Below are 23,512 nucleotides of genomic sequence, written 5' to 3' on the forward strand. Positions count from 1 at the left end.
ACTCGGAAAAATCATTTCTCCAAAATCGACTTCCAACCTTCATAAACTGCTTGATATTCAGCTACTTGAGCAGCATTTGGCTCGATAACTTTCAACTTAGTAAGTTTGCTCATGGCTTCTTTTGGCGAACTATAAATTCCTACACCAAAACCCGCTCCGAGAGCTGCACCCTTCGCTCCGTCAGTATCATATAACTCAACTGGCGTGTTAGTTACATTCACCAAGGCATTACTGAAAATATCGCTCAAAAACATATTGGCGTTTCCTGCACGAATCACCTTTGGCACCACGCCGTTGGTTTGCATGATTTCAAAACCATAATGCAACGAAAACGCAATTCCTTCTTGTGCCGCACGGAAAATATGGCTTCTTGAATGAATATTAAAATCAAGATTTTGGAAAGAAGCTCCCAAAATTCGGTTGTTAAGCATGCGTTCTGCACCATTTCCGAAAGGCATCACCAACAAGCCGTTGCTACCAATCGGAGCTGTTGCTGCCAGTTGATTCATTTCGGCATAATTCAAGTTTCCACCAAAATTTTCTTTTGCCCAACGGTTCAAAATACCTGTTCCGTTGATACAAAGTAAAATTCCGATGCGTGAATTACCATTTAATTGGTGGTTTACGTGAGCAAATGAATTAATGCGAGATTGTGGGTCATACGAAACTTGGTCGCTTACGGCATAAACCACGCCTGAAGTTCCAGCCGTTGCTGCAATTTCGCCAGGGTCTAAAACATCCAACGAAAGAGCGTTATTTGGTTGGTCACCCGCTTTGTAGGTTACAGGAATTCCTGCTTTTATGCCCAAGAGACTCGCAATTTCGCTCGTTACCTCACCATGATTGCTAAAAACGGGCTTTATTGTTGGAATCAAGCTTTCTTCAAAACCATAATAATCCATCACATCTGCCGAAACTTCATTGGCTTGGAAATCCCAGAAAATACCTTCCGAAAGTCCAGAATTTGAAGTCGTGATGGCATCAGTGAGCATCATGGCAATGTAATCGCCTGGCAACATGATTTTGTCGCATTGCTCATAAATATGTGGCTCATTGGCTTTTACCCAAGCGAGCTTCGAGGCCGTGAAATTTCCAGGTGAATTGAGCAAATGATTTAAGCAAACGTCTTCACCAATATCCGAAAACGCTTTTGCACCAATCTCAACGGCACGGCTATCGCACCAAATGATTGACGGACGCAACACTTTTTTATTTTTATCGACCATCACCAAGCCGTGCATTTGGTAGGCGATACCAATCGCACCGATATTTTGTGGGGCGAAAGCACCCGAAGCATTTACACGCTTGATAGCTTCGATGCTATTATTCCACCACATTTCGGGGTCTTGTTCGGCCCAACCAGCTTGCGGAGACGAAATACTCGCCTCAACATCGGGGTATTGTGCCGAAGCGATAACTTGTTGTGTATCAGCATCTACAACCGATGCTTTGATAGATGATGTGCCAATGTCAATGCCGAGTAATAACATGCGATAGGTTGAAATAATGTTTTTAATTGTCAAAGTTACAATTATTTTTTATTGGTGCAAAATGCTTCTTCGGTGGTTTCGACTTCGCTCAACCAACGAAGAACCGTTGCCTGAGCGAAGTCGAAGGCAGCGGTTGGTTCTTCCCCACAAAATACCGTAATTTGTATTCAATTTTAAAAAGAACTCGTGCAGAATAATTATTATTTCCTTCGTCAGCTTACTAAGCAAATCGAAACCAAGATTGTGGGCTTGAAGCTGATGGAATGTTTTAGTCAGGAAAAAGATGAATTAGTATTTGGTTTTGCGGCGGCTCGTGGCAAAAACCGAAACTATAAAGAGTTTTTTATTAAAGCCGTCATTTTGCCCGATTTTGCTTCATTGTATTTTACTGATAAATTTGAGCGTGCCAGACGCAACAGCGTTGACTTGTTTGAGCAGTTGATGGATTTAGAGGTTACGGGCGTTCGACAATTTCTGAACGAACGTTGCTTCGCAATAGATTTTGAGCAAGATTTTTCGATTGTTTTCAAAATGTACAGTACTCGCTCGAACCTTATTTTGTGTCATAATCAGGAAGTAATTGAGCTTTTTCATAGCCGAATCGTCAGTGATAAAAACTTAGTAATTAATGAGTTAGATAGACCAATTGACCAATCTTATGAGCGTTTTTTGAGCGAAAAACAAGATTTTAGAAAATTATTCCCAACCTTTGGGAAAGTTGTAAATGCTCAGTTGGAAGTTGGTAAAAGCACTTGGGAGGACGTTCAGAAAATAGTTGAACAGCTCGAAAACCCTCGTTATTATTTGGTACGTTGGGAGCATCAACTGCACCTTTCATTGCTACCAGTTGGAGAAATCATTCAAGAGTTTGAGCAGCCGATTGAGGCCATGAATGCCTTTTATATTGCTTATAATAAACTCAATACGCTTGATGATGAGAAAGTAGAAGTACTACGGAGACTCACCAAAGAAAAAAAGCAAACCGAAGCTTATTTACAAAATTCGTATCAGCGAATGGAGTCGCTTGATTCGGAAATAAAAAATGAAGAAATTGGGCATATTCTGATGGCGAACTTGCACCAAATCGAAGAGCGAGCCGAGCGAGTGGAGTTATTTGATTTTTACAGAAATCAGAATATCACAATCAAACTTCGGGCCGACCTTTCGCCACAAAAGAATGCCGAAAACTTTTACCGAAAATCGAAAAACGAAAAAATTGAACTCGAAAAACTGATGGAAAACATCGAAAGTCGAGAACAATTACTGACGGTCATCAATAATCATATCGAAGCTATTGAAGCGGCCGAAAATCTGAAATTTTTGCGTAGTTATCTGAAATCCAACGGTTTATCGCCGAATACAAAACTCAAAATACAGTCTTATAGAGAGTTATTTAAGCGTTTTGAGGTAGAAGGATTCGAGATTTTGGTCGGTAGAAACTCAAAAAACAATGATTTACTCACGCAGCAATATGCTTACAAAGAAGACCTTTGGCTACACGCTCGTGATGCAACTGGCTCGCACGTAGTGGTGAAGTATCGAGCAGGCAAAAAATTCCCGAACTCGGTCATAGAAACTGCGGCATCACTGGCAGCTTATTTTTCTAAACGACGCAACGAAACACTTGCACCAGTAATCGTAACACCTAAGAAATTTGTACGAAAACCAAAAGGCTTTGCCGAAGGACAAGTAATCGTAGAAAAAGAAGAAGTAGTAATGGTAGAACCGAAATTAATCCAATGATAGAATGAAGGAATGATTGAATGATAGAATATTTTTAATTTTTATTCACTCATTCTATCATTCAATCATGCAAAATTAAATTGTTTCCAACCTTTTTAAAACAAAAACAGTCAAGCATGTCAAACAACGATATTTTAAAGAAACTGCGTGTTGCTCTGCAACTACGTGACGACCAAATAGTAGAGATTTTGAAACTGGCCAACTTCAATGCCTCGAAAGCCGAAATTGGTGCTTTTTTCAGAGATAAAGAACACCCCAACTTTAAACCTTGTGGCGACCAAATCCTGAGAAAATTTCTTGACGGACTCATCATACACTTACGTGGGCCAAAAGAAGACAAAAAGCCTTCGATTATTAAGAGCAATATCTTGGTTCAAGACCCCAAAACACCTACCAAATAGTGTTGCGTAGAGCGTTGGCTGGCGTTTCTCTAAAAGTCGAATTATTCACTTTTGGAGTTTTTCTCCGCTAAACCTCAATAACACTGTGAGATTATTATCGCAAAAAATCTTCATGGGCATCGTATGCCTGTGCGTTTTGGCCTGCTCGCAACCTGAATATCAAATCGAACCAATTTCAAAGGAAATAACGATTCCTAAAAACACCGTTACCGTACCCAAAGACATTATTATTGTGCCGAAAAAAGACACGATAGTTGTAAAAAAAGATACAGTGGTTGTGAAAAAAGATACGGTAAAAACAGTAGCTGTACAAGATTCGGTCAAGAAAAAAACTATTGGTGACGAGATTTTTGAGTTTTATGCTATTACTTCGCCCGATATTTCAATCAGTTTACCCTCGCACAGCATCGTGATGATACCCGTAACGAATGTCGGAAAAGACATAGGAGTAGCGAATAGTTTCTGCGAATATTGGCTCTATACAAAAGATGGGAAATTGGTTTGCTATTGCAAAAATACGGTGAGTGGCTTACACCCAGTTTATGGAAATAGTTTCAATACAAATAATCATTTACCGCAGTTTACGAAGAAAATCTCCTACGGAGAATATCGCTTAGTGTATAAAAATATCTCGAAAGACCCCGTGAGACAAGATTTGGTTTTTGGAACTATCATCAGCGAAAACAAAGACCAAATTAATGTAAAAGTAGATAGTGGTGAAACTCGTGAGTTTTGGATAAAAATTTATCCATCAGAGAGTAGTTTCAAAATGAATAATAATAACAAAGAGAAATTGTAGATAGTCAACAGTCGATAGTCCACTGTCCACAGTGGTGTAAATAGTTGCTGACTATCTGTTTTTTATATTCACTATGGTCTATCAACTGTTGACCGTGGACTTCTTAATTATGACTTTCCGAAATCGTTTACAATATTTATTGGTCGTAAGGCTACAAATCTCAAATAAGGAGGCGTTGTACCTTATTTTTTCGGGGAAAATTTTGGTAAATGGCATTGCTGTGAAGTCAAACTGTGAAATCACACAAACCGATGAAGTTGTGTATGAGGGGAAAGTTTTGCAGGAAGCAAAAAAACTAATTTACATTGCCTATTACAAACCACGAGGCATTGAAACAACGCTCAATACGGCAATTGAAGACAATTTAAAAGCAATTTTACCTTTTGAAGAAGAAGTTTTTCCTGTCGGAAGGCTCGATAAAGAATCAGAGGGCTTATTGCTTTTGACTAACGACGGAACGGTTTATGATAAAATTCTCCGCAACGAAAACAAGACTGAGAAAGACTATATCGTTGAAGTAGATAAGTTAATTACGACTGATTTTTTGGAGAAAATGTCAGAGGGAATTGTGATTATGGGCAAGAAAACTTTGCCTTGCAAACTGGCTCAGATTGATGATTTTACCTTCAAAATAACACTAATTCAAGGTCTAAATCGGCAGATTCGACGAATGTGCTATAAACTTGATTATGAGGTTCTGAGCTTAAAACGAGTAAGAATTGGCAATATTCACTTGGAAGATTTAAAAGCGGGGGAGTATCAAATTTTAAAAATGTTGTAGGGGCATATACATAATTGAATTATGCACAAGCCCCTGCAACATCAATTTCTTCCCTTCGGTTTATTACCAACTTTTTTGATTGGTCGTCCATATTTTGCCCATTTTTCGGCCTTAATATCTCTTCTTACGTTTACTTTTTTGTTTTTTTCTGCTTTTTCGTGAAATGCTGGCCCCACATCTTCTTTTTTCGGCACTTTCACCAAAATGTTTTTCATTTTCACCTGTGGCATTTCGGCTTCGGTGAGTTTATCAGAAATTGTGAGATTTTCGGGCAATTCCAATACTGGAACTTTGTATTTCATTACGCTCTCAATGGCTTCGAGTTGCTCTTTTTCTTTCTCAGTTACAAACGTTATCGAAACGCCTTTTTTATCAACACGGCCAGTTCGACCAATGCGATGCACGTAGTTTTCGGGTACTTCTGGCACATCAAAATTTATCACGTGCGAAACTTCCGCAATATCAATACCACGAGCAATAATATCGGTGGCAATCAACATCGTACAGCTACCATCTTTGAAAGCTGTCACGGTATTAAAACGATTATTTTGAGCTTTATTTGAGTGAATTACGCCTACTTTTTCGCCGTATTTCTTTGAGATTTTATCGTAAAGCTGGTCAGACAATTCTTTGGTTGCCGCAAAAATCAATACTTTACTCATACTTACATCTTCGGTAAGTAGGAGTTCAAGCAAATTTACTTTCGTATTGAAATTCGGAACGTGATAAAGCGTTTGCGAGATATTATCCAAAGGCGAACCCGCTGGAGCAGCTTCTACTCTGATTGGCTCATTGAAATAAGTTTGAATCAATTGCTCAACTTCATCGGTGATTGTTGCCGAAAAAAGCAAGTTTTGGCGTCGAACTGGCAATAAATCAAGAATATTTTTGAGTTGAGGTCTGAAACCCAAATTGAGCATTTCATCAACTTCATCAATGATGAGTTTCTTGAGAGATTTTGTCTTGATAAACCCACTTGTGAGCAAATCAATCAATCGTCCTGGCGTTCCTACCAAAATATCCGCACCTTCTTTGAGTTCCAAGATTTGCGATTTGATATTGACGCCACCATACACACCCACAGTCATTACGCTCATGTAGGTTGTTAGTTTTTGGATAGCTTCCACGACCTGCACGACCAACTCACGAGTTGGAACAATGATAAGTACCTGCGGAGTTTTATCTTTTGAAAACTGATATTGACGCAAACTTGGCAACAAATAAGCGAAAGTTTTACCAGTACCTGTTTGTGCGATTCCGCACACATCTTTGCCCGACATTACCACCGAAAAAACCTTTTGCTGAATGGTCGTTGGTGTAGTGTAACCCAACTCTTCGAGGGCATTGAGAAGCTGTTTATTGAGATTTAATTCGTTGAAAGTCATCATATTTTTGTCGATTGACCATCTAAATGGCCGTTTGCTATCAGATTTAGATAACAAAAATTCCTTACTTATGCTAAAAATAGCCCACAAAGGTAACGCTATTTTGGCACAAATAAGGAGTTTTTGACTAATCCGTACTATTATGGTTTGTTTTGGAGAGTTTTTTATCTAATTCAACGCTCAAAAATCATAATTCCAAGACTTGTTTTTCTTTCAAAAGCTCGGTTTTGAGTTGAGAGTATGGAATTTTATGCGGAATAGTTTTAGCATTGATTGCCATCACGGCCGCTACTGCTGCCGACTGCCCCAGAATCATAAAAACAGGTTCCATCCGAATCGAGCCATAAGCAATGTGCGAACTTGACACACAGACAGGTACTAACAAATTTTTACATTCATTTTCTTTGGGCAAAATTGACTCATAAGCTATCGAATAAGGTTTGTCGGGATGCACGCCAATATCGCCTTCATTCTGCACATAGCCATCGGGGCGGCCTTCCGTGGCTTTTACATAACGTTGGGCATTGTGAGCATCTAAAGCATAAGAACCCATTCCGATTGGGTTTGGAACTACGGTTTTGCCCAAAGCATCGGCTTCTTTCATTACAAATTTTCCTATCATGCGGCGAGCCTCACGAATGTAAAGTTGGTGCGGCCAATTTCCGTTATCAATAAATTCATCTTTTGGTAAACCCCATTGTTGCATTTTTTCTTTCACATCATTTGGCACACGACTGTCGTTTTGCAAAAAATACATCAATCCTTTTTGGTATAACTCGTGTTCCTTAATTATCTGTTGACGTCGCTCATAACTTGCTTCTGGATAATCGTAGTTTTTCCCGATATAGTCAGTGCTAAATGGCCCGTGATTATTTGTATCAGTTTTGCGATTTGGAATAGCATCAAACTTATCGAAAGTTTCACGCCAACCGCTTGCAAAAACTCTTGCATAAAGCTCATAACGTGCGGGGTCGTAGCCATCGGGTTTGGTAAACGGAATTCGATTTTCGGGATGATTACTCAAACACATTCTGAAACAATACGCTTGAATTTTATTATCGCCCGAGCCATACTCGCCCGCTGGTTCGGCTGAAATTTCGGGTAGAAGTCCACTTTTGGGGTCGTTTTCTACAATATAAGGACTTATTTTTACTTTAAAATGATGTCCGTGCTGAAAAACTTCGGTCTGAACGCCATTCCATTTTTCGCCATAAACGCTATTGGCCTCACGCCCAACGTGGTAGCTTACGCCAGCAGCAGCCATCAAATCACCTTCGTAAGTGGCATCAATAAACATTTTGCCTTCGTAAACTTGCCCACTCAAAGTACGAAAAGAACGAATACTTCCCGATGTTTTAGTGATGCCTTTAGCTGAGCGGTCAAGCCATTCGTTGCGATAGATAACGAGCTTATTTTCTTTCACGAAATCTTCAAAAACCTGCTCGGCGGCGTGAGGCTCAAAAATCCACATTGTGCGATTTGCTCCATCGAGGGCGGGCGTACCTTGTCCTTTATTGCCATATTCTTCTCTCTTTTGCCATTTCCAAGAATCGGTATTTTGATAATGTGTGTAAAGGCGTTGGTAAAATTCACGAGAAAGACCACCAATGACTTGTTTATTACCTGTATCAGTAAAGCCCAAACCTCCCGACGAAAGTCCACCCAAATGTTTATCGGGCGAAACAACGATAACCGATTTGCCCATCTTTTTTACTTGCACGGCGGCTGTTATTGCAGCGGAAGTTCCACCATAAATAATGACATCGGCTTTTCGGATTTTGGGTTGAGCGAAAGTATATTGAAATAGAAAAACACCGAGAAATATACTCTTATAAAAAGAATACCGCATGACTGTTTGAGTTTGATGGTTAAATAGAAGTTTTCAGATTAAAGTTAGTGAAAAAGTAGGGTTTGTTTTGTAAGTTTTTATAAAAAGACAAAATAAAAATAGCCAGTAGAAGACGTTTCCTACTGGCTATTTTTATTTAAGTACATGGTGAAAATGGTTTATAGTAGAGTGTTTTTGTTCGACCCCATTCGGGGTCGCATATCGGTAGAAAATGGCTTGATTACTACCAATATCTGACCCCGAATGGGGTCAAACTTCAAGTTTTCTGATTAAACTAATTATACAGCTACTTAATTTACTCCATTGCTTTCAACGCAGCAATGAGCATATCAATTTGCTCCATTGTGTTTGATGGGAAATTTGAAATTCTGATTTGTGTATCTTTATTTGGGCCGTAACCACTTCCCACAATCATGTTTTTTTCTTTCAAAGCTTCAATGATTCCCTTTGAAGATTTTTTAGTATCAGCAACTACCACAGTTTTCGAGCGATGCTCTGGATTTTTTACCGCAATGCTGCACAAATTGCTGGTTTCGAGGTATTTATAAATTTTCTTGGCTTTTTCGTCGGTTTCTTTTCTGATAGTTTCGATACCGGTTTTGTTCATTTCTTCGGCAACTTTTCCGAGCAAATAAATTCCCAAAACATTTGGTGTCGCTGGGGTTTCGTAAGTCTCATAATTTTTCCACAAAACTGGTAAATTATGGTGAGCTCCAATCGTTACACCATCGTATTTTGCTAATCGTTTGGCTTTCTCAAGACATTTTTCGTTGGCAATCCAAACGCCCAAACCTGCTGGTAAACCAAAGGCTTTTTGCACCGAAAAGAAGGCCGTATCAATCAAATCTAAGTCAAGTTCTGGAATCGGTGCCGACGAAACCATATCAACCGCCATTAAGCGTTTTTGGTTGCTGCGTTTGAGTTTATGAATATCGGCCTCACGCATTTGCACGCCCGTACTGGTTTCGTTTTGCGTTACGCAGATAAGCTCAGCGTATTCTGGCACTTCTATTTCTCCGTAGCTAAAGCCTTCGCCGATTGGTTTTTCAAACTTGTGGGCGAATTTTTGAGCCGAAACTGCGTATTTGTAGAATTTATCAGAAAACGAACCATTTACTAAGTGAAAGCTTTCGTGTTCTACTAAGTTCAATAAAATACGTTCCCACACTTCGGATGCCGAACCTGTAAAGAAAATACCCGACGACGCAGGAATATTCATGAGTGTGCGTAGGTTTTCAACACAATGTTGATAAATCTTACGAAATTGTCCGCTTCGATGAGAAATTGAACCAATTTGCTCGTCAATAGCTTGACGCATGAACTCTTCAAACTTAGGATTCAATTCGGCGGGACCGGCAGTGAAATAAATATTTTTCATGAATGGTTTTGTTACGGAGAATCCAAAAATAAAAAAAGTCGGTGAGATACTCATCCAACCGACCTTAAATGCTTCAAAAAGTATAATTCTTTCTTGAATTGTTATTATTATGTAGCACAATTTTTCAAATTGTGAAAAATCGCAATTTGAAAAATTGCGTTACTGCTCAGGTAAAAAAGTGAGATAACTCAACTGAGATTCATCAAACATATCATTTGTAATCTCTTGTAGCTGAGTGGCTTCAATGTTTTTTATTTCGGTGAAAATACCTTCCAATGACTCTACTTTTCCAATATCCAAAATGCTTTTGGCCATCATCAACATAAAACTCTGATTACTTTCTTCGGCCATCGCCAACTGACCCATCAACTGCTCTTTTACGGTATGTAATTGGAGTTTTCCGAGTGGTTTTTCTTTCAAAAGTTGCATTTCTTTCAAAATCAACGCATTAGCTTTATCAAGATTCGATTTATCGGTTGCGAAATAAATACCCAAAAAACCAGTATCAGTAAATGGCGAATAAGTAGCATCAATACCATAAACTAAACCGTATTTTTCACGCAAAGTCATGTTTAGGCGAGAGTTCATGCCTGGTCCACCAAAAAGATTGACCAACATAAAAAACGGTAAACGTCGCTCATCGAGCATGGCATACGATGGCCGACCAATAGCACAATGGGCTTGCGTAATTTTCTTCGGAATCGTGATTCGTTGAGGCTTATATTCGCTCGGAGGTGTGCGTTTCAAATCTGATTTTTTTGCAGGAATATCTTTCAAATATTTCTCGGCAACTTTTATGGCTTTGTTGAAAGTAATATTACCCACAATCGACATCACGATTTTCTCTGTGTCTATGTTTTCGGCAATAAAATCTTGTAGCTCCTTGCGAGTGAAGCCTTTAACGCTTTCTTGCGTTCCCAAAATATTTGCTCCGAGCTGGTGATTGGCAAATACGATTTCGTCGAAATCATCTTGCAAAGCATCTTCGGGCGAATCTTGGTACATCGACATTTCTTCCAAAATCACACCACGTTCTTTCTCAATTTGATTTTCTGGAAAAACCGAGTCGAAAGTAATATCAGCCAAAAGTTCTACTGATTTCTCGAAGTGAGCATCAAGTACCGAAGCATAAAAACATATTTTTTCTTTGGTCGTGTAGGCGTTTAATTCACCACCAACCGACTCCAATCTATTAATAATGTGGTAAGATTTCCGCTTTTTCGTACCTTTGAAGGCCATGTGTTCCCAGAAATGGGCAAGACCAAGCTGATTAGGTTTTTCGTCACGGCTACCCATGTCGAGCATGAGTCCACAATGAACCACCTGTGTATAAGGTACTTGTCGGTGTGCAATTCGGATGCCGTTGGGCAAAGTATGTATTTGGTATTCGGTCATAAAACCCCCGCCCCCTAAAGGGGAGGAAAAATATTGATATTAATAATAATTGACAAATTTAAGCAAAAGATAGTTCAATGCGTATAGGATTTGATGCAAAAAGGGCTTTTAATAATCATACTGGTTTGGGGAATTATAGTAGGTTTGTGATTGAAGCCCTGCTAAAATATGCTCCTCAACACGAATATTTGGCATATACTCCAAAACCACCACGAGACAACAAAGCTGGACTAAAACTATCTCCAAAACTGCCCACTACACTCGTGGGTGGCGGACTTTGGCGTAGCTGGCTCATCAATAACGATTTGAAGAAGGATAATGTTGATATTTTTCACGGTTTAAGCAATGAAATTCCTTTTGGAATCAGAAAATCGGGGGTAAAATCAGTCGTCACGATTCATGATTTGATTTTTGTACGTTATCCAGAGCTTTATCCAGCCATCGACCGATTTTTCTATCAACAAAAATTTCGATACGCTTGCGAAAACGCCGATGCAGTGGTGGCTGTTAGCCAACAGACCAAAGATGATATTATGGAGTTTTATAAAATTCCTTCCGAACGCATTCGAGTGATTTATCAGGATTGTCAGCCAATATTTTTCCCTTCGGCTGGAACGCCAGCCGCTACGCTCAGGGAACGGCTTGGAGAGGATATTTTAGAGAAATATTCTCTCAATAAACCCTATATTATTTGTGTTTCATCTTTCAGCGAAAGAAAAAATCAGAAGCGTTTGGTAGAAGCCTTTCAGCAGCTGGGTTTGAAAGATTATGAATTAGTCTTGGTAGGCGGAAAATCGAAGTATGCTGAAGAAATAACTCAAAATTCTCCCCAAAATACAAGGATTTTATACGGAGTTCCTTCTGCCGATTTACCCGCTTTGTATCAAGGTGCTTCCTTGTGCGTTTATCCTTCGTTTTTTGAGGGTTTCGGTATTCCGATTGTCGAAGCATTACATTCAGGGATTCCTGTGGTAGCGGCTACTGGCTCGTGTTTAGAAGAAGCAGGTGGAGATGGTGCGTTGTACGCTAATCCACTTGATGTCAATGATTTAGCTGATAAAATGCGACAGGTTTTGATAAATGATTCGCTAAGAAATGATTTGATTTTGAAAGGGAAAGAGCATATTAAACAATTTTCTTCCGAAAATATTGCGGGGCAATTGATAAAACTTTATCAAGAATTGTAGGATATTGCAACCTGTCAATCAAGCGAAAAATAAATGCCAAATCACACTCAAATCACCCTATTTTCTTAAACTTTTAGCAGTTTTGACTTGTTAGTTTTATAAAATTAACCCCTCGAAAATCAAAATTATGATTCAAGCACAAACACTACAATTTCTTTCAGCACTCAAAGAAAACAATAACAAACCTTGGTTCGATGCCAACCGCAAAACCTACGAAACAGCTAAGAAAAACTTTGCTGAAGTGGTGGAGGAACTCATCAAAGGCATCGAAAAATTTGATAGAGGTATCGAAGAAGCTCAACTGGAGGTAAAAAACTGTACATTCCGAATCAACCGTGATGTGCGTTTTTCTAAAAATAAAGACCCATACAAAACCAATTTTGGAGCATCGTTTAGTAAGGGTGGTAAAAAAGCCCATTCGGCTGGTTATTATCTACACATCGACCCAACCGAGTGTTTTTTGGCGGGTGGAATCTGGATGCCCGAACCCGATGATTTGAAGAAGATTCGCATCGAAATTGATTATAATTTTGATGAATTTAGTAATATTTTAAATGCGGAAAGTTTCAAAAATATTTTTCCAAACGGGCTTGATAGAGACGCTGCAACCGTTCGTCCACCCAAAGGTTATGACGATGCTAATCCTGCCATTGAGTTCATTAAACTTAAAAGTTTCACCGCTTCTTCAATCGTAGATTCAAAAGAAATCTTAAAACCTAATTTTACTGAAACAGTTTTGGAAGGCTTCAAAGCAATGCAGCCATATATTTCTTTTTTGAATCGTGCGATTGAGGGATAAAACTCCCAAAAAACCATAAACAACTAATAATCAATAACTTAAAATTATCAATTATCATTTTTTAATTATTCATTAATCAAGATTGAACTAATTGAAAAATAAATATGTATATACATTAAATGTAAATGTATTTTAATTATGAAAACGATATTTCACAAAGCCGACGAACGTGGACATGCCAATCATGGTTGGCTCAATAGTTATCATTCTTTTAGTTTTGCTGGTTTCCACGACCCAAACAAAATTCATTTTGGTGCTTTAAGAGTTTTAAACGATGATACCGTTTCGGGTGGAATGGGTTTTGGTACGCACCCGCACGACAACATGGAAATTGTTTCGATTCCGCTTTCGGGCGATTTGGAACATAAAGATAGCATGGGTAATACGGCCGTTATCCGAAAAGGCGAAGTGCAAATTATGTCGGCAGGAACGGGGATTTATCACTCCGAAAAAAACAAAAATCATGGCGAAGCCGTGAAGTTTTTACAAATTTGGGTATTTCCGAAACTCCGCAATATTGAGCCTCGTTATGACCAAAAAGAGTTTTCGATTGAAGAACGTAAAAATAAATTTCAGACGGTGGTTTCTCCGCTCGATTCAAACGATGGTGGCGTAGGCATTAATCAAGATGCGTGGTTTTCGCTCGGAAATCTCGAAACAGGTGTTGAAACTTCTTACGAAATCAAACGTCAAGGCAATGGTGTTTATGCCTTTGTTTTGGAGGGAGAAATTGAAATAAATGGTCAGAAATTAGGTCGCAGAGATGCTTTGGGTGTGAGCGAAACCGAGGCGATACAAATCAAAGCAAGCAGCGATGCAGAAGTTTTGTTGATGGATATTCCGATGAGTTTTTGATTCTTTAGTCCACTGTCCGTGGTCAACAAGTCCACAGTAATACAGCTAATTTAAAGTAAGTTGTCTAACTGTGTAAAAGTTGATTATGGTATTCTATTATTTGATAAAGCATTTATGAAAATTGAAATTATTTCGGGTAGCCCCCGACACGAGAGCGTAACGGTAAGAGTTGCGAAGTTTTTGCACAAATTCTTGTCAGAAACAACCACACACGAAGTAAATCTGCTCGATATCAGAGACTTTCCTCTTCCATCCATTCAAAAAGTATGGACATCGCTCGAAGCAGTTCCCGAAGAATGGAAACACTTGGGAGAAAGAATATTTTCGGCCGATGCTTTTATTTTGGTTACGCCCGAGTTTAATGGTGGGTATTCGCCCGCATTGAAGAATCTGCTCGACCATTTTCCAAAGCAAAGCCGCAAGCCTTTTGGAGTTGTTACGGCTTCGGTTGGAGCAATGGGCGGAATGCGTGCAAGCCAGCAAATGTTGCTATTAGTTGCTGCATTTTTTGGAGTGGTTTCACCGCAAATGCTCGTTACGCCATTGGTTGATAAAAAGTTTGATGCCGAAGGAAATCTGCTCGATGAATCATTCCAAAGACAAGTAGATTCGTTTGTGAAAGAATATTTGTGGTTGGCCGAAAGTTTGGTGAAGTAAATATATTTTGAGCGAAGTAGGGTTGTGAAAAATTCTATTTCGCTCTTTTATTTAACGAAACTGGAGTTTCGTTCCACATAGCTTAGGCACTATAAACGTTTGCGAATGTGCTTGTTAAGCCAATTTCTGGTAAAATTGCTTTTAAATGGTGTTTTAAATGCTCGGCATAATCCTGCATAATAAATTCGAGTTTGAAAAGTCCAACGCCATTGATGGTAATCGTGTTTTGCAGAAAATCAGGATTTACAAACTCGATAATGTGTGCAATATGTTGATTATAAGCATACCACAAATCAATTAGTTCTGTCCAAGATGCTTGATTATAATGCTGCTCACTTACCCAAAAATCTTGAGCATAACCCACAAAATCAAGGTGTGGTTGTGCCATCATTCTAACAAATTTCTGCTGATTATTACAGGCCGAATCTATCAAATGCCCTAAAATCTCTTTTTTTGACCATTTGTGGGGTAAAGGCTTAATACTTGCTTCTTCGTCAGTAATAGCTCTTAAAAAAGGCAATATGTAATCGATAGTTTGGCGTAAATGTTGAGCAGTAGCTTGCATGAAATCGAAAATTATCTGGTTTTGATTTTATTATGCATCATTTCTATGGCTTTCAATAGTCTGTTCTGGCGAGTCTCTTCTTTTTTAGCATCTAAAATCCACTGGACGTATTCTTTTTGGTGCGTAAACGATAAACTATCAAAAAATGGTTTTACATCGGCAGCTAACATTGCTTCGAGCAAATCTTGTGGTATCTCGACTACTCGTGGCTGAGTATCTTCTTCAATAGAAATATGCACCGTATCGCCGTAAGTTTTGCCTACTTTATCACGCACCTCTTTGTTCATAAAAAGGCCGTATTTACCACCCATTGGCGTAAGCAGACCACGGTACTCGACCGTATCAATAATAGCTTTGATTTTTAGTCTTTTCTTACCAAAAGTTTCGAGAACATCAAACGGAATATCGCAGTAAGAACCATTGTGTTCTTCGTCTTTTTGGATGATGGCGTCGTATTCGATTTTCATAAAGTATTTAATAAAATTAATCGTTCGTATCATCATTGGGGTTCGACCATCCAATACCGAGTGTAAAGCCTAAGCCCAAAGGTGAAAATGGATGGTTCGATACAGTTTGAAATGCTCCAAGAGAAAATTTTGCACCATAATGTCTTATCGACATAATTCTTTGGTGTGTCGTAAGCCCAATAAAAAAATTGGAAGTTTTTTCAGTTTTAACTACTCCAATTGGCATATGAAACGCTAAGTTACCATACCAATGATTCTTAATTCTTTTATAAATATCTCCTCCCAATAAAAGCGAAACTTCCGTCCACCCCTCATCATTATCAAACTCATAAGGAATTTGGGAGCCATACGTAAAGCAACGACCAATTCCCGTTTTATCATTTATTCGTAATTTGTTTGCATAAGTGGCTTTCATCATAAAACCTCTATTAAAACTCCCCATCTCAACTAAAAAAAGCGATATATCGGTAAACGGGCTTACTGGTGAGTAATTAGTAGTGCTTTTCTGAGACTGTATTAAGAAATTCCACTGAACATTTTGCAATTCGGTTAATACTTTTTGTAACAGCTCTTTGAAGGCGGTTTCAATATCATCAATTTTACTGTATTGTCCTACCTTTTTCTGAGTGATACTCTTAACTAAAATCTCTTTATTTTGATTGAAATCAAAGTATAAATAATCAAAAACCAAATTTATTTCTCTCAAACTATTCGATGTCTCTTTGAGTGAAAAATCCTTGATTATCAGATTGATAGCTACTTGTGAATTATCCGTATGTATAAGTGTTTTTTTTAGATAATTTCTAACCTCAAAACGTACATCTGGTATGCAAACCAAGGATACCTTCGCTCCATTAATGGTCAACATCCCAACTTCTTTTGTTATTCTTTCATCTCGAATTTCATTGATATAAAACCCTCTGTTTTGAAGGTCAAAATTATCATTTTTGAGAAAAAGAGATACTTTTTGAGAAAATACTTGCGTAGAAAGTAATAATAGTAGAATTGTTTTGTTCATTAGTTGTGAATTTTTTCAGATTCAGTATATTGCAAAACAATTTTACAAAATTTCTTTCAGTTCGACCAATTTCTTTATATCAAAAGTTGGTTTTTGTCCAGTCGGAATATTATCTGGGTTATAAAAAACTGTATCCATATTGGCATTGATTGCCCCCAGAATATCGGCTTCATAGTTATCGCCAATCATCAAACTTTCGGCCAAATCGGCTTTTGTGACCTCTACGGCATAATCAAAAATTCGACGGTCGGGTTTTCGAGTCCCAGCCAATTCGTTGGTAATGATTTCTCCGAAATAATGATGTATTTCGGAGCTTTTCATTTTATTTACTTGAATATCATGCCAGCCATTGCTGATAATATGTAATTCATATTTGGGCAAAAGGTAATCAAGAACCTCAACCGCCCCTTCAATCAAATGAGCCTTTTTGGGTAAGAGAGCTAAAAAATATTCATTGATTTCTAAACCAAACGATTTTTTTAGGTCTTTTACGCCAAGATTTTCGAGCGTTTCTTGAAATCTGCGTCGGCGAAGTTCATCATGCGTAATCAGGTTTTGTTCGAGCAAACTCCAATGGTGTTTATTGACAATCGAAAATTCTTGCTGAAAAGCCTCTAAACTACTGATATTAAGACTTTTAAAATCAAAAATTTCATATATATCAGCCAAACATTCAGCCGAGTTTCGTTCAAAATCCCAAAGTGTATGGTCGAGGTCAAAGAAAAGATGTTTGTAAGCCATAAAATTATGCTTTTGGTGCAAATTTTAATTGCAAACGCTCAACAGGTTGGTCGTTTACTAAATGGCTTTCTACGATTTCTTTGATGTCAGATGGCTGTACATTTCCGTACCAAATACCTTCGGGATATACTACAACCGACGGCCCAAATGCACAAACATCTAAACAACCCGATTTTTGAGCTCTAATTTCGGTCAATAAATTTCGGTCTTTTAATTCTTCTTTGAAGGCATCAACCAAGGCCATACCTCTTTCACTTCCACAACATTTCTTTGGTGCTTCTTTATCGTTTGTACAAACAAATACGTGCTTTTTGAATTTCATCTTTAAAACTTTTATATGATATGTATTTAAAACAGGAACGCCACAAAGTTAAGAAAAACTTCGTGGCGTTTGCGTTATTTTTTTGTTGGTTATTACCAGCCAAAAGGATTCCAAAGTCCACCAACACCCCAAAGGATAGTGGCAATTAAACAACCCCAAAATGCCATACGAACTTGGTCTTTGTCGTGGTCAGTAACAAAATACACCAAAGCCAAGCCAACTACTCCAAGGCAACAACCCCACCAAAAACCACCAACTAAAGGCATATCTTTGGTTGGAACTAAGTTAGTGTTTGTGTTAGAAATCAAATCTACGCCCTCTAAAAGCTCTGGTTTTGCCTTTTTTACTTGTTCATAAGTCATGTTTGGGTGTTCGGCCAGATACTGTTCCAATTTATTTACTTTCGCAAACTCATCTTCTACCGTTACGGCCTTATACTCTAAATCGGCGTTGGTGGCGAAAGCGGTGCTGGCAACAAACGATAACATGATAAACAAGAATTTCACTGCTGTCTTCATAAAATTTTGAAATTGTTTAGTGGTTTATAATTTAACGGATATTTACAAGATGATATTATCGGGCAAATCGTTGCACCAGTTTTTTCTTATGACAACTTGAGTTTATTTTTCCCCTATTTGGTTTCAATGAAAGGAAGACTTCGCTTTGAGCGAATGTCGCCCAGCGAAGTCTTCCTTAAAAATTTATGAATTCCAAACCTCCCAAGCTTTTTCGGCTTGCAAATGAAGCATCGGTAAGCCATTATGGGTTTTTGCTCCTTGTTCTTTTCCTTTTTGCAAAAATAGGGTTTCGAGTGGATTATAAACTAAATCATAAAGAAAATGATTTTCGGTCAGAGATTCGTACGGAATAGCAGGACATTGGTCAGATTTTGGATAAGTGCCAACGGGCGAACAGTTGATAATCAATTGATAATCAGCGATTAATGCAGGGGTTTCATCGTAAGAAATATTTTCTTCTGATTTGGTACGAGAAACTGTTTTATAGGCGATTCCTAAATCTTTTAGTGCTGCCACAACTGCTTTTCCTGCTCCACCATTGCCCAAAACAAGGGCTTTAATTGATGGAATATTGACTTCTGAAAGAAAATCTTCGAGCGAAGTTTTGAATCCGTAATAGTCTGAATTATAACCGATTAGACGACCATCCTCCATAAATTTAATGACATTCACTGCCCCAACTTTTTCGGCCGAAGCATCGAAACCATCTAAAAAAGGCATTACCGCCTGTTTGTGCGGAATCGTCACGTTTAAACCTTTCAGATTTGGTTCATCTTTCAATAATTGCGGAAATTGTTGAATATCCGACAACTCGAAAAGTTTGTATTCGTGGGTTTCGGAAAGACCCATTTGCTCAAATTTTTCGGTAAAATATTTTTTTGAAAATGAGTGTCCGAGCGGAAATCCAATTAGGGCGTAGACGTTCATGGATAGTTTATTAGTGGTTGCTTTTCGTAGGATAGGGGTTGCACCCCTATCCTACGAAATATTTATTCGATACTTACTTCTTTTTTCGGCGGCGGACTACGAGTTCTTTGTAGCCAAAGGTTGGGTCGGGTTCTCGTACGAAATCATAATTGGGCATGATTCCGAGTACGATTTCAGCAGTTGTATAAATCAAACTTTCATCGCCCAAATGTCCGCCAATGGTTTTTCCTGTCGAATCGCTCACCGAAATATGAATATGCGAGCCGTTTTTCGACAAAACACCAACCAAGGAAACAATCTCGAAATGCCCTTTGAGCAGTTCGTATTTTTCTTGGTTGGCGTATCTGATATTTACTGATGTCAGGCTACCTACGCAGGTAAGTACGCAAGCGGCCGATATTTGTTTTTCGTCAATGAATCGTTGAAGTTCTTTCTTTAAATCCTGATTGGGTCGTAGTCTAAAAGCATAGCTTTGTGTGACCGATGTCGATGATTGCTGGGCATTGGTTTGCATAGCGAACAGACTGATTATCAAAACTTTAAAGAATAGTTTCATGATTATGCTTTAGCAAATTTTGCTCTCAAGATACCAATAATCATTGGTAAAACTGAGATGAAAACAATTCCTAAAACAACTTTCTCGAAATTGTGCTTTACCCATTCGTTTGAACCTAAAAAGTAACCTAAAAGCGTAATGCTCGTTACCCACAAAACCGCTCCTAAGACGCAAAACGTAATGTATTTACCGTATTTCATGCTACCCGCACCCGCCACAAATGGAGCGATTGTACGAATAATAGGCATAAAACGAGCAATAATTACGGCTTTTCCGCCATGTTTTTCGTAAAACTCTTCGGTTTTTGTGATGTACTCACGCTTTAAGAAAAGTATTTTTTCACGAGATTTGATAAAATTACTGAAGTTTTTCCCGACTAAATAATTCACATTATCACCCAAAAGTGCCGCAATAATTAACATCGGAATTACAAAGGCAATATCAAGCTTGCCAGTGGTAGAAGCCAACAATCCCACCGCAAAAAGCAGTGAATCGCCTGGTAAAAGTGGCATAATGATAAAGCCTGTTTCTACAAAAATAATGAGAAACAAGATAGCATAAGTTAGCGTATCGTATTCGGCCAAAAACCACTGAAGCGTAGTTAATGGGTCTTTCAAAAAATCTAAGATAAAATGTATGAATTCCATGATGAGAGTTCTGAGTATTGGTAACTTATGATAAAGGTAAAAAACATTAAAAAGAGTAAAAGCTTGTTTTAACCACGGAGACACACGAAGTTTTGCACTGAGTAACACTAAGAAGTAGAGAACGAAACTCTGTGAAACTCAGTGTAAGACTCTTTTAACTCTGTGGTAAAAAACTTAAATTATTCTTTATAACTCAAAATTACTCGTCTTGCGTGATACGCTTATCGCCGCTGTATTTGCCGAGTTTGAAACGTTTTTTGGTTTTTTCTGGTAAGAAATTAGCAAAAGTATCTCCACGAAGTCCGATACGGATGGTTTCAAGTGGAATTACTTCGTTTGGTGCAATATTTCCGAGGTTTACGTTTGTTCCAACCAATTTTACGAAGTAAACTTGTTGTGATTTTTGTGGAGCTTCCCAAATGATTTTTTCGGCCGGAATCGCATGAATGATTTCATCAACCAAACCTTGACGTACTTCACCGCTACTACGGAAAAGACCCACATTTCCACCCTCACGAGCTTCACCGATTACTTTCCAAGCACCTGCATCAAGCTCCGACTGCATCATTTCAATCCATTTGTAGGGTGCAAAAATCTTTTCAGCATCTTTCGAGCCTACTTCAGAAAGCACTTTGGCACGAGTAGCCAAACGACGGATGTATTCACATTTTTCATCGCTCGGAATTTCGATTGAACCATCCGAAACTTCGGCGTGTTCGAGTTTGTATTGGTCTAAAACTCGTAAATAATCTTCAAACTGGTCACGAGCCACGAAAGCCTCGAAAAGTGTTCCTCCGAAATAAATCGGAATGCCAGCATCTTGATATACTTTTACTTTATCTTTTAGATTTGGCGTAACAAATGAAGTTGCCCAACCCAATTTTACAATATCTATATGCGGTGCCGAAATCGACAACATATCTTCTACTTCTCTGATACTAAGACCTTTATCCATCACCATCGTTAGGCCAGACTCACGAGGTTTCGCTGTACGTTTCGGGACGTGATTTAAACTATAATTCATCATCTACTTTATCGTTATATTAGAAACATCGGCAAAGATAATAAATTTTGTGTTAAGGGTCTAAGACAAATGGCTTATAAGTCGATAACTATACGTTTGTGTTGGTGAAGTTGCTTTTTTTCAGCACGAAACAGATAATTTTATGACTAAAAAAAACAAAGTCCTGTGAGAAATTCCCACAGGACTTTGAATGTTCGACACCTTCAGTGTCGTAATCAAATTTTTTATTTATTTCCCAAAATTGCATTCTGGGCTATTGGTGTTTGCCCACAAAGTGGTCATTCTTCCTTAATTCTACCACCTTACAACATATATTTCAAGCGAATAACTTCTTTTTCAGTCAAGAAACGCCATTTTCCACGAGGGAGGTCTTTTTTGTCAAGGCCAGCATAAGTGGTTCGGTCGAGTTTCAAGACTTCGTAGCCCAGATGCTCAAAAATACGACGTACGATGCGGTTTTTACCACTATGAATCTTGATTCCTACTACTTCGGCATCAGGCGTAACGAGGGCCAATTCATCAGGCTTGATGAAACCATCTTCCAACTCGATACCGTTAATGATTGCCTCAAAATCTTCGGTCGTAATTGGTTTATCTAACTCAACTTGGTAGATTTTCTTCACTTCGTTTGATGGATGCGAAAGCTTTTCGGCTAATTCTCCATCATTGGTTAGTAGCAATAAACCCGTTGTGTTTCTATCCAAACGACCCACTGGATAGATACGCTCTGGACAAGCGTTTTTCACTAAATCCATCACCGTTCTACGCTCATCTGGGTCTTCGGTAGTCGTGATAAAATCTTTCGGCTTGTTCAATAAAACATATACCAATTTCTCACGACTCAAAATCTTCTTACCGTATTTTACTACATCGTTGGGCTTCACTTTATAACCCATTTCTTTGATTTCCTTGCCATTAACAGTGATTTGTCCAGAAGCGATTAACTCATCTGCGTCACGTCGAGAAGCAATTCCTGCATTAGAAATATAGCGGTTTAGTCTGATTAGCTCATCTTTTCCCGAATCTTTTTCTTCTTTCAAAACTTTCTTTTGAAGTTTCTCGGGTAATCTGCTTTTCAAACGCTCTAAATCGTAGTTAGGTGCTTCTGGTCTTGACGATGTAGCCTGATTTTCTTTTGGCTCAAATTTATTTTTAGATTTGAAATCTCGGTTATGAGGTTCGTTTTTCTGAAAACGAGGCTTGTCGGCCGAATAAGCATTTTTGCGGTCGTTTGAAGTCGGACGACCACTATCATCTCTTTTCTTGAAAGGATGTGCGGGTCTATCACCACCAAATGTTCTTGGTCTATCTTCAAAAGATTTTGGAGCAGCGTCTCTTGTTTCACCATAGGGCTTGCGGTCAGAGCTTTCTTCTCGTTTTTGGTAAGGACGGTCGCTGTTGAAAGGTTTGCGTTCGCCAAATGGCTTGCGGTCAGAGCTTTCTTCTCGTTTTTGATAAGGACGGTCGCTGTTGAAGGGTTTTCTATCGCCAAATGGCTTGCGGTCAGAGCTTTCTTCTCGCTTTTGATAAGGACGGTCGTTGTTGAAAGGTTTGCGTTCGCCAAATGGCTTACGGTCAGAGCTTTCTTCTCGTTTTTGGTAAGGACGGTCGCTGTTGAAAGGTTTGCGTTCGCCAAATGGCTTGCGGTCAGAGCTTTCTTCTCGTTTTTGGTAAGGACGGTCGCTGTTGAAGGGTTTTCTATCGCCAAATGGCTTGCGGTCAGAGCTTTCTTCTCGCTTTTGATAAGGACGGTCGTTGTTATATGGTTTTCTATCGCTGTAAGTTTTATTTTCGCTATCGCTCGTTACAATACGCTTTCTTTCACCGAAACCACCAACGCCATTTTCTCTTTTTTTGAAGGCGGGTTTATCACCAAATGCTTTCTTTTCGCCGAAACCACCACGGTTATCGGCCTTTTTAGGTCTATCTGAATTCCTCATTGGATTTGCAGCATCACTGCTGTAATTAAATAACTACTTGATTATCAAGCACAAAGATACAGCTTTTT

General features: G+C 38.7%; 25 protein-coding genes. 8 read left to right on the forward strand and 17 right to left on the reverse strand.

All coding sequences use genetic code 11. From position 1 onward, the window contains the following. Positions 1–11 precede the first annotated feature (11 nt). Positions 12–1,490, reverse strand: coding sequence for a xylulokinase (locus IEX65_RS14300; protein WP_188766762.1), 1,479 nt, complete (start codon positions 1,488–1,490; stop codon positions 12–14). A gap of 48 nt (positions 1,491–1,538) precedes the next feature. After that, positions 1,539–1,661 carry a hypothetical protein gene (locus tag IEX65_RS28130; protein WP_262891868.1) on the reverse strand — a complete coding sequence of 41 codons (123 nt, stop codon included), beginning with the start codon at positions 1,659–1,661 and terminating at the stop codon, positions 1,539–1,541. Between the two features lie 15 nt (positions 1,662–1,676). Here IEX65_RS28130 and IEX65_RS14305 point away from each other — a divergent pair, with 15 nt between their 5' ends. From IEX65_RS14305 to IEX65_RS14320, 4 genes are all read left to right on the forward strand, one after another. Further along, positions 1,677–3,233, forward strand: a complete 1,557-nt coding sequence (locus IEX65_RS14305; protein WP_188766763.1) for an NFACT RNA binding domain-containing protein — start codon at positions 1,677–1,679, stop codon at positions 3,231–3,233. Between the two features lie 116 nt (positions 3,234–3,349). Further along, positions 3,350–3,634 carry a DUF1456 family protein gene (locus IEX65_RS14310; RefSeq protein ID WP_188766764.1) on the forward strand — a complete coding sequence of 95 codons (285 nt, stop codon included), beginning with the start codon at positions 3,350–3,352 and terminating at the stop codon, positions 3,632–3,634. Positions 3,635–3,719: 85 nt separating this feature from the next. Beyond that, positions 3,720–4,433 (forward strand): hypothetical protein, encoded by a 714-nt coding sequence (locus IEX65_RS14315; RefSeq protein ID WP_188766765.1) that lies wholly within the window; start codon positions 3,720–3,722, stop codon positions 4,431–4,433. A gap of 94 nt (positions 4,434–4,527) precedes the next feature. After that, entirely contained in the window at positions 4,528–5,214 is a 687-nt protein-coding gene (locus IEX65_RS14320; RefSeq protein WP_229250684.1) for a pseudouridine synthase, read from the forward strand. A gap of 41 nt (positions 5,215–5,255) precedes the next feature. Here the strand turns inward: IEX65_RS14320 and IEX65_RS14325 are convergent, their stop codons facing one another. The 4 genes from IEX65_RS14325 to IEX65_RS14340 form a co-directional block, all read right to left on the reverse strand. Beyond that, positions 5,256–6,599: a DEAD/DEAH box helicase gene (locus tag IEX65_RS14325; protein WP_188766925.1), complete on the reverse strand. Its 1,344-nt coding sequence runs from the start codon at positions 6,597–6,599 to the stop codon at positions 5,256–5,258. A 187-nt stretch (positions 6,600–6,786) separates the two neighbouring features. Beyond that, entirely contained in the window at positions 6,787–8,448 is a 1,662-nt protein-coding gene (locus IEX65_RS14330) for an FAD-dependent oxidoreductase (RefSeq protein ID WP_188766766.1), read from the reverse strand. A gap of 295 nt (positions 8,449–8,743) precedes the next feature. Further along, positions 8,744–9,826 (reverse strand): aminotransferase class V-fold PLP-dependent enzyme, encoded by a 1,083-nt coding sequence (locus IEX65_RS14335; protein WP_188766767.1) that lies wholly within the window; start codon positions 9,824–9,826, stop codon positions 8,744–8,746. A 159-nt stretch (positions 9,827–9,985) separates the two neighbouring features. Continuing rightward, positions 9,986–11,221 (reverse strand): M16 family metallopeptidase, encoded by a 1,236-nt coding sequence (locus IEX65_RS14340; protein WP_188766768.1) that lies wholly within the window; start codon positions 11,219–11,221, stop codon positions 9,986–9,988. A gap of 77 nt (positions 11,222–11,298) precedes the next feature. Between IEX65_RS14340 and IEX65_RS14345 the strand changes: the two genes are divergently transcribed. The 4 genes from IEX65_RS14345 (at position 11,299) to IEX65_RS14360 (ending at position 14,719) form a co-directional block, all read left to right on the forward strand. After that, complete coding sequence (locus IEX65_RS14345) at positions 11,299–12,408, forward strand: glycosyltransferase family 4 protein (protein ID WP_188766769.1); 1,110 nt, start codon at positions 11,299–11,301, stop codon at positions 12,406–12,408. A 127-nt stretch (positions 12,409–12,535) separates the two neighbouring features. Then, positions 12,536–13,207, forward strand: a complete 672-nt coding sequence (locus IEX65_RS14350; RefSeq protein WP_188766770.1) for a DUF2461 domain-containing protein — start codon at positions 12,536–12,538, stop codon at positions 13,205–13,207. Positions 13,208–13,345: 138 nt separating this feature from the next. Further along, positions 13,346–14,062, forward strand: coding sequence for a pirin family protein (locus IEX65_RS14355; RefSeq protein WP_188766771.1), 717 nt, complete (start codon positions 13,346–13,348; stop codon positions 14,060–14,062). A gap of 114 nt (positions 14,063–14,176) precedes the next feature. Then, positions 14,177–14,719: an NADPH-dependent FMN reductase gene (locus IEX65_RS14360; protein WP_188766772.1), complete on the forward strand. Its 543-nt coding sequence runs from the start codon at positions 14,177–14,179 to the stop codon at positions 14,717–14,719. Positions 14,720–14,801: 82 nt separating this feature from the next. Here IEX65_RS14360 and IEX65_RS14365 read toward each other — a convergent pair whose 3' ends face one another. The 11 genes from IEX65_RS14365 to IEX65_RS14415 form a co-directional block, all read right to left on the reverse strand. After that, positions 14,802–15,284 (reverse strand): DinB family protein, encoded by a 483-nt coding sequence (locus tag IEX65_RS14365; protein WP_188766773.1) that lies wholly within the window; start codon positions 15,282–15,284, stop codon positions 14,802–14,804. Between the two features lie 11 nt (positions 15,285–15,295). Further along, the gene (locus IEX65_RS14370; RefSeq protein ID WP_188766774.1) at positions 15,296–15,751 is read right to left on the reverse strand and encodes a YdeI/OmpD-associated family protein; all 456 of its coding nucleotides are present in this window, start codon (positions 15,749–15,751) and stop codon (positions 15,296–15,298) included. Between the two features lie 16 nt (positions 15,752–15,767). Beyond that, positions 15,768–16,769 carry a hypothetical protein gene (locus IEX65_RS14375; protein WP_188766775.1) on the reverse strand — a complete coding sequence of 334 codons (1,002 nt, stop codon included), beginning with the start codon at positions 16,767–16,769 and terminating at the stop codon, positions 15,768–15,770. 42 nt (positions 16,770–16,811) lie between these two features. After that, positions 16,812–17,510: a YjjG family noncanonical pyrimidine nucleotidase gene (locus tag IEX65_RS14380; protein WP_188766776.1), complete on the reverse strand. Its 699-nt coding sequence runs from the start codon at positions 17,508–17,510 to the stop codon at positions 16,812–16,814. 4 nt (positions 17,511–17,514) lie between these two features. Then, entirely contained in the window at positions 17,515–17,832 is a 318-nt protein-coding gene (locus tag IEX65_RS14385) for a (2Fe-2S) ferredoxin domain-containing protein (RefSeq protein ID WP_188766777.1), read from the reverse strand. Positions 17,833–17,924: 92 nt separating this feature from the next. After that, entirely contained in the window at positions 17,925–18,350 is a 426-nt protein-coding gene (locus tag IEX65_RS14390) for a hypothetical protein (RefSeq protein WP_188766778.1), read from the reverse strand. A 183-nt stretch (positions 18,351–18,533) separates the two neighbouring features. Further along, positions 18,534–19,277 carry a shikimate dehydrogenase family protein gene (locus IEX65_RS14395; RefSeq protein ID WP_188766779.1) on the reverse strand — a complete coding sequence of 248 codons (744 nt, stop codon included), beginning with the start codon at positions 19,275–19,277 and terminating at the stop codon, positions 18,534–18,536. Between the two features lie 73 nt (positions 19,278–19,350). Continuing rightward, positions 19,351–19,833: a PPC domain-containing DNA-binding protein gene (locus IEX65_RS14400; protein ID WP_229250686.1), complete on the reverse strand. Its 483-nt coding sequence runs from the start codon at positions 19,831–19,833 to the stop codon at positions 19,351–19,353. Between the two features lie 2 nt (positions 19,834–19,835). Continuing rightward, positions 19,836–20,480, reverse strand: coding sequence for a VTT domain-containing protein (locus IEX65_RS14405; RefSeq protein ID WP_188766780.1), 645 nt, complete (start codon positions 20,478–20,480; stop codon positions 19,836–19,838). A 199-nt stretch (positions 20,481–20,679) separates the two neighbouring features. Beyond that, positions 20,680–21,504 carry a phosphosulfolactate synthase gene (locus IEX65_RS14410; RefSeq protein WP_188766927.1) on the reverse strand — a complete coding sequence of 275 codons (825 nt, stop codon included), beginning with the start codon at positions 21,502–21,504 and terminating at the stop codon, positions 20,680–20,682. A gap of 302 nt (positions 21,505–21,806) precedes the next feature. Continuing rightward, positions 21,807–23,444 carry a pseudouridine synthase gene (locus IEX65_RS14415; RefSeq protein ID WP_188766781.1) on the reverse strand — a complete coding sequence of 546 codons (1,638 nt, stop codon included), beginning with the start codon at positions 23,442–23,444 and terminating at the stop codon, positions 21,807–21,809. Positions 23,445–23,512: the final 68 nt, after the last annotated feature.

It is taken from the genome of Emticicia aquatilis (genome assembly GCF_014644295.1).
GTDB lineage: Bacteria > Bacteroidota > Bacteroidia > Cytophagales > Spirosomataceae > Emticicia > Emticicia aquatilis.

Coding starts and splice junctions, on each gene's coding strand:
- IEX65_RS14300 (WP_188766762.1), bottom strand. CDS start 1,490: ATGTTATTACTCGGCATTGACATTGGCACATCATCTATCAAAGCATCG.
- IEX65_RS14310 (WP_188766764.1), top strand. CDS start 3,350: ATGTCAAACAACGATATTTTAAAGAAACTGCGTGTTGCTCTGCAACTA.
- IEX65_RS14325 (WP_188766925.1), bottom strand. CDS start 6,599: ATGACTTTCAACGAATTAAATCTCAATAAACAGCTTCTCAATGCCCTC.
- IEX65_RS14330 (WP_188766766.1), bottom strand. CDS start 8,448: ATGCGGTATTCTTTTTATAAGAGTATATTTCTCGGTGTTTTTCTATTT.
- IEX65_RS14335 (WP_188766767.1), bottom strand. CDS start 9,826: ATGAAAAATATTTATTTCACTGCCGGTCCCGCCGAATTGAATCCTAAG.
- IEX65_RS14340 (WP_188766768.1), bottom strand. CDS start 11,221: ATGACCGAATACCAAATACATACTTTGCCCAACGGCATCCGAATTGCA.
- IEX65_RS14345 (WP_188766769.1), top strand. CDS start 11,299: ATGCGTATAGGATTTGATGCAAAAAGGGCTTTTAATAATCATACTGGT.
- IEX65_RS14350 (WP_188766770.1), top strand. CDS start 12,536: ATGATTCAAGCACAAACACTACAATTTCTTTCAGCACTCAAAGAAAAC.
- IEX65_RS14355 (WP_188766771.1), top strand. CDS start 13,346: ATGAAAACGATATTTCACAAAGCCGACGAACGTGGACATGCCAATCAT.
- IEX65_RS14360 (WP_188766772.1), top strand. CDS start 14,177: ATGAAAATTGAAATTATTTCGGGTAGCCCCCGACACGAGAGCGTAACG.
- IEX65_RS14365 (WP_188766773.1), bottom strand. CDS start 15,284: ATGCAAGCTACTGCTCAACATTTACGCCAAACTATCGATTACATATTG.
- IEX65_RS14370 (WP_188766774.1), bottom strand. CDS start 15,751: ATGAAAATCGAATACGACGCCATCATCCAAAAAGACGAAGAACACAAT.
- IEX65_RS14375 (WP_188766775.1), bottom strand. CDS start 16,769: ATGAACAAAACAATTCTACTATTATTACTTTCTACGCAAGTATTTTCT.
- IEX65_RS14380 (WP_188766776.1), bottom strand. CDS start 17,510: ATGGCTTACAAACATCTTTTCTTTGACCTCGACCATACACTTTGGGAT.
- IEX65_RS14385 (WP_188766777.1), bottom strand. CDS start 17,832: ATGAAATTCAAAAAGCACGTATTTGTTTGTACAAACGATAAAGAAGCA.
- IEX65_RS14390 (WP_188766778.1), bottom strand. CDS start 18,350: ATGAAGACAGCAGTGAAATTCTTGTTTATCATGTTATCGTTTGTTGCC.
- IEX65_RS14395 (WP_188766779.1), bottom strand. CDS start 19,277: ATGAACGTCTACGCCCTAATTGGATTTCCGCTCGGACACTCATTTTCA.
- IEX65_RS14400 (WP_229250686.1), bottom strand. CDS start 19,833: ATGAAACTATTCTTTAAAGTTTTGATAATCAGTCTGTTCGCTATGCAA.
- IEX65_RS14405 (WP_188766780.1), bottom strand. CDS start 20,480: ATGGAATTCATACATTTTATCTTAGATTTTTTGAAAGACCCATTAACT.
- IEX65_RS14410 (WP_188766927.1), bottom strand. CDS start 21,504: ATGAATTATAGTTTAAATCACGTCCCGAAACGTACAGCGAAACCTCGT.
- IEX65_RS14415 (WP_188766781.1), bottom strand. CDS start 23,444: ATGAGGAATTCAGATAGACCTAAAAAGGCCGATAACCGTGGTGGTTTC.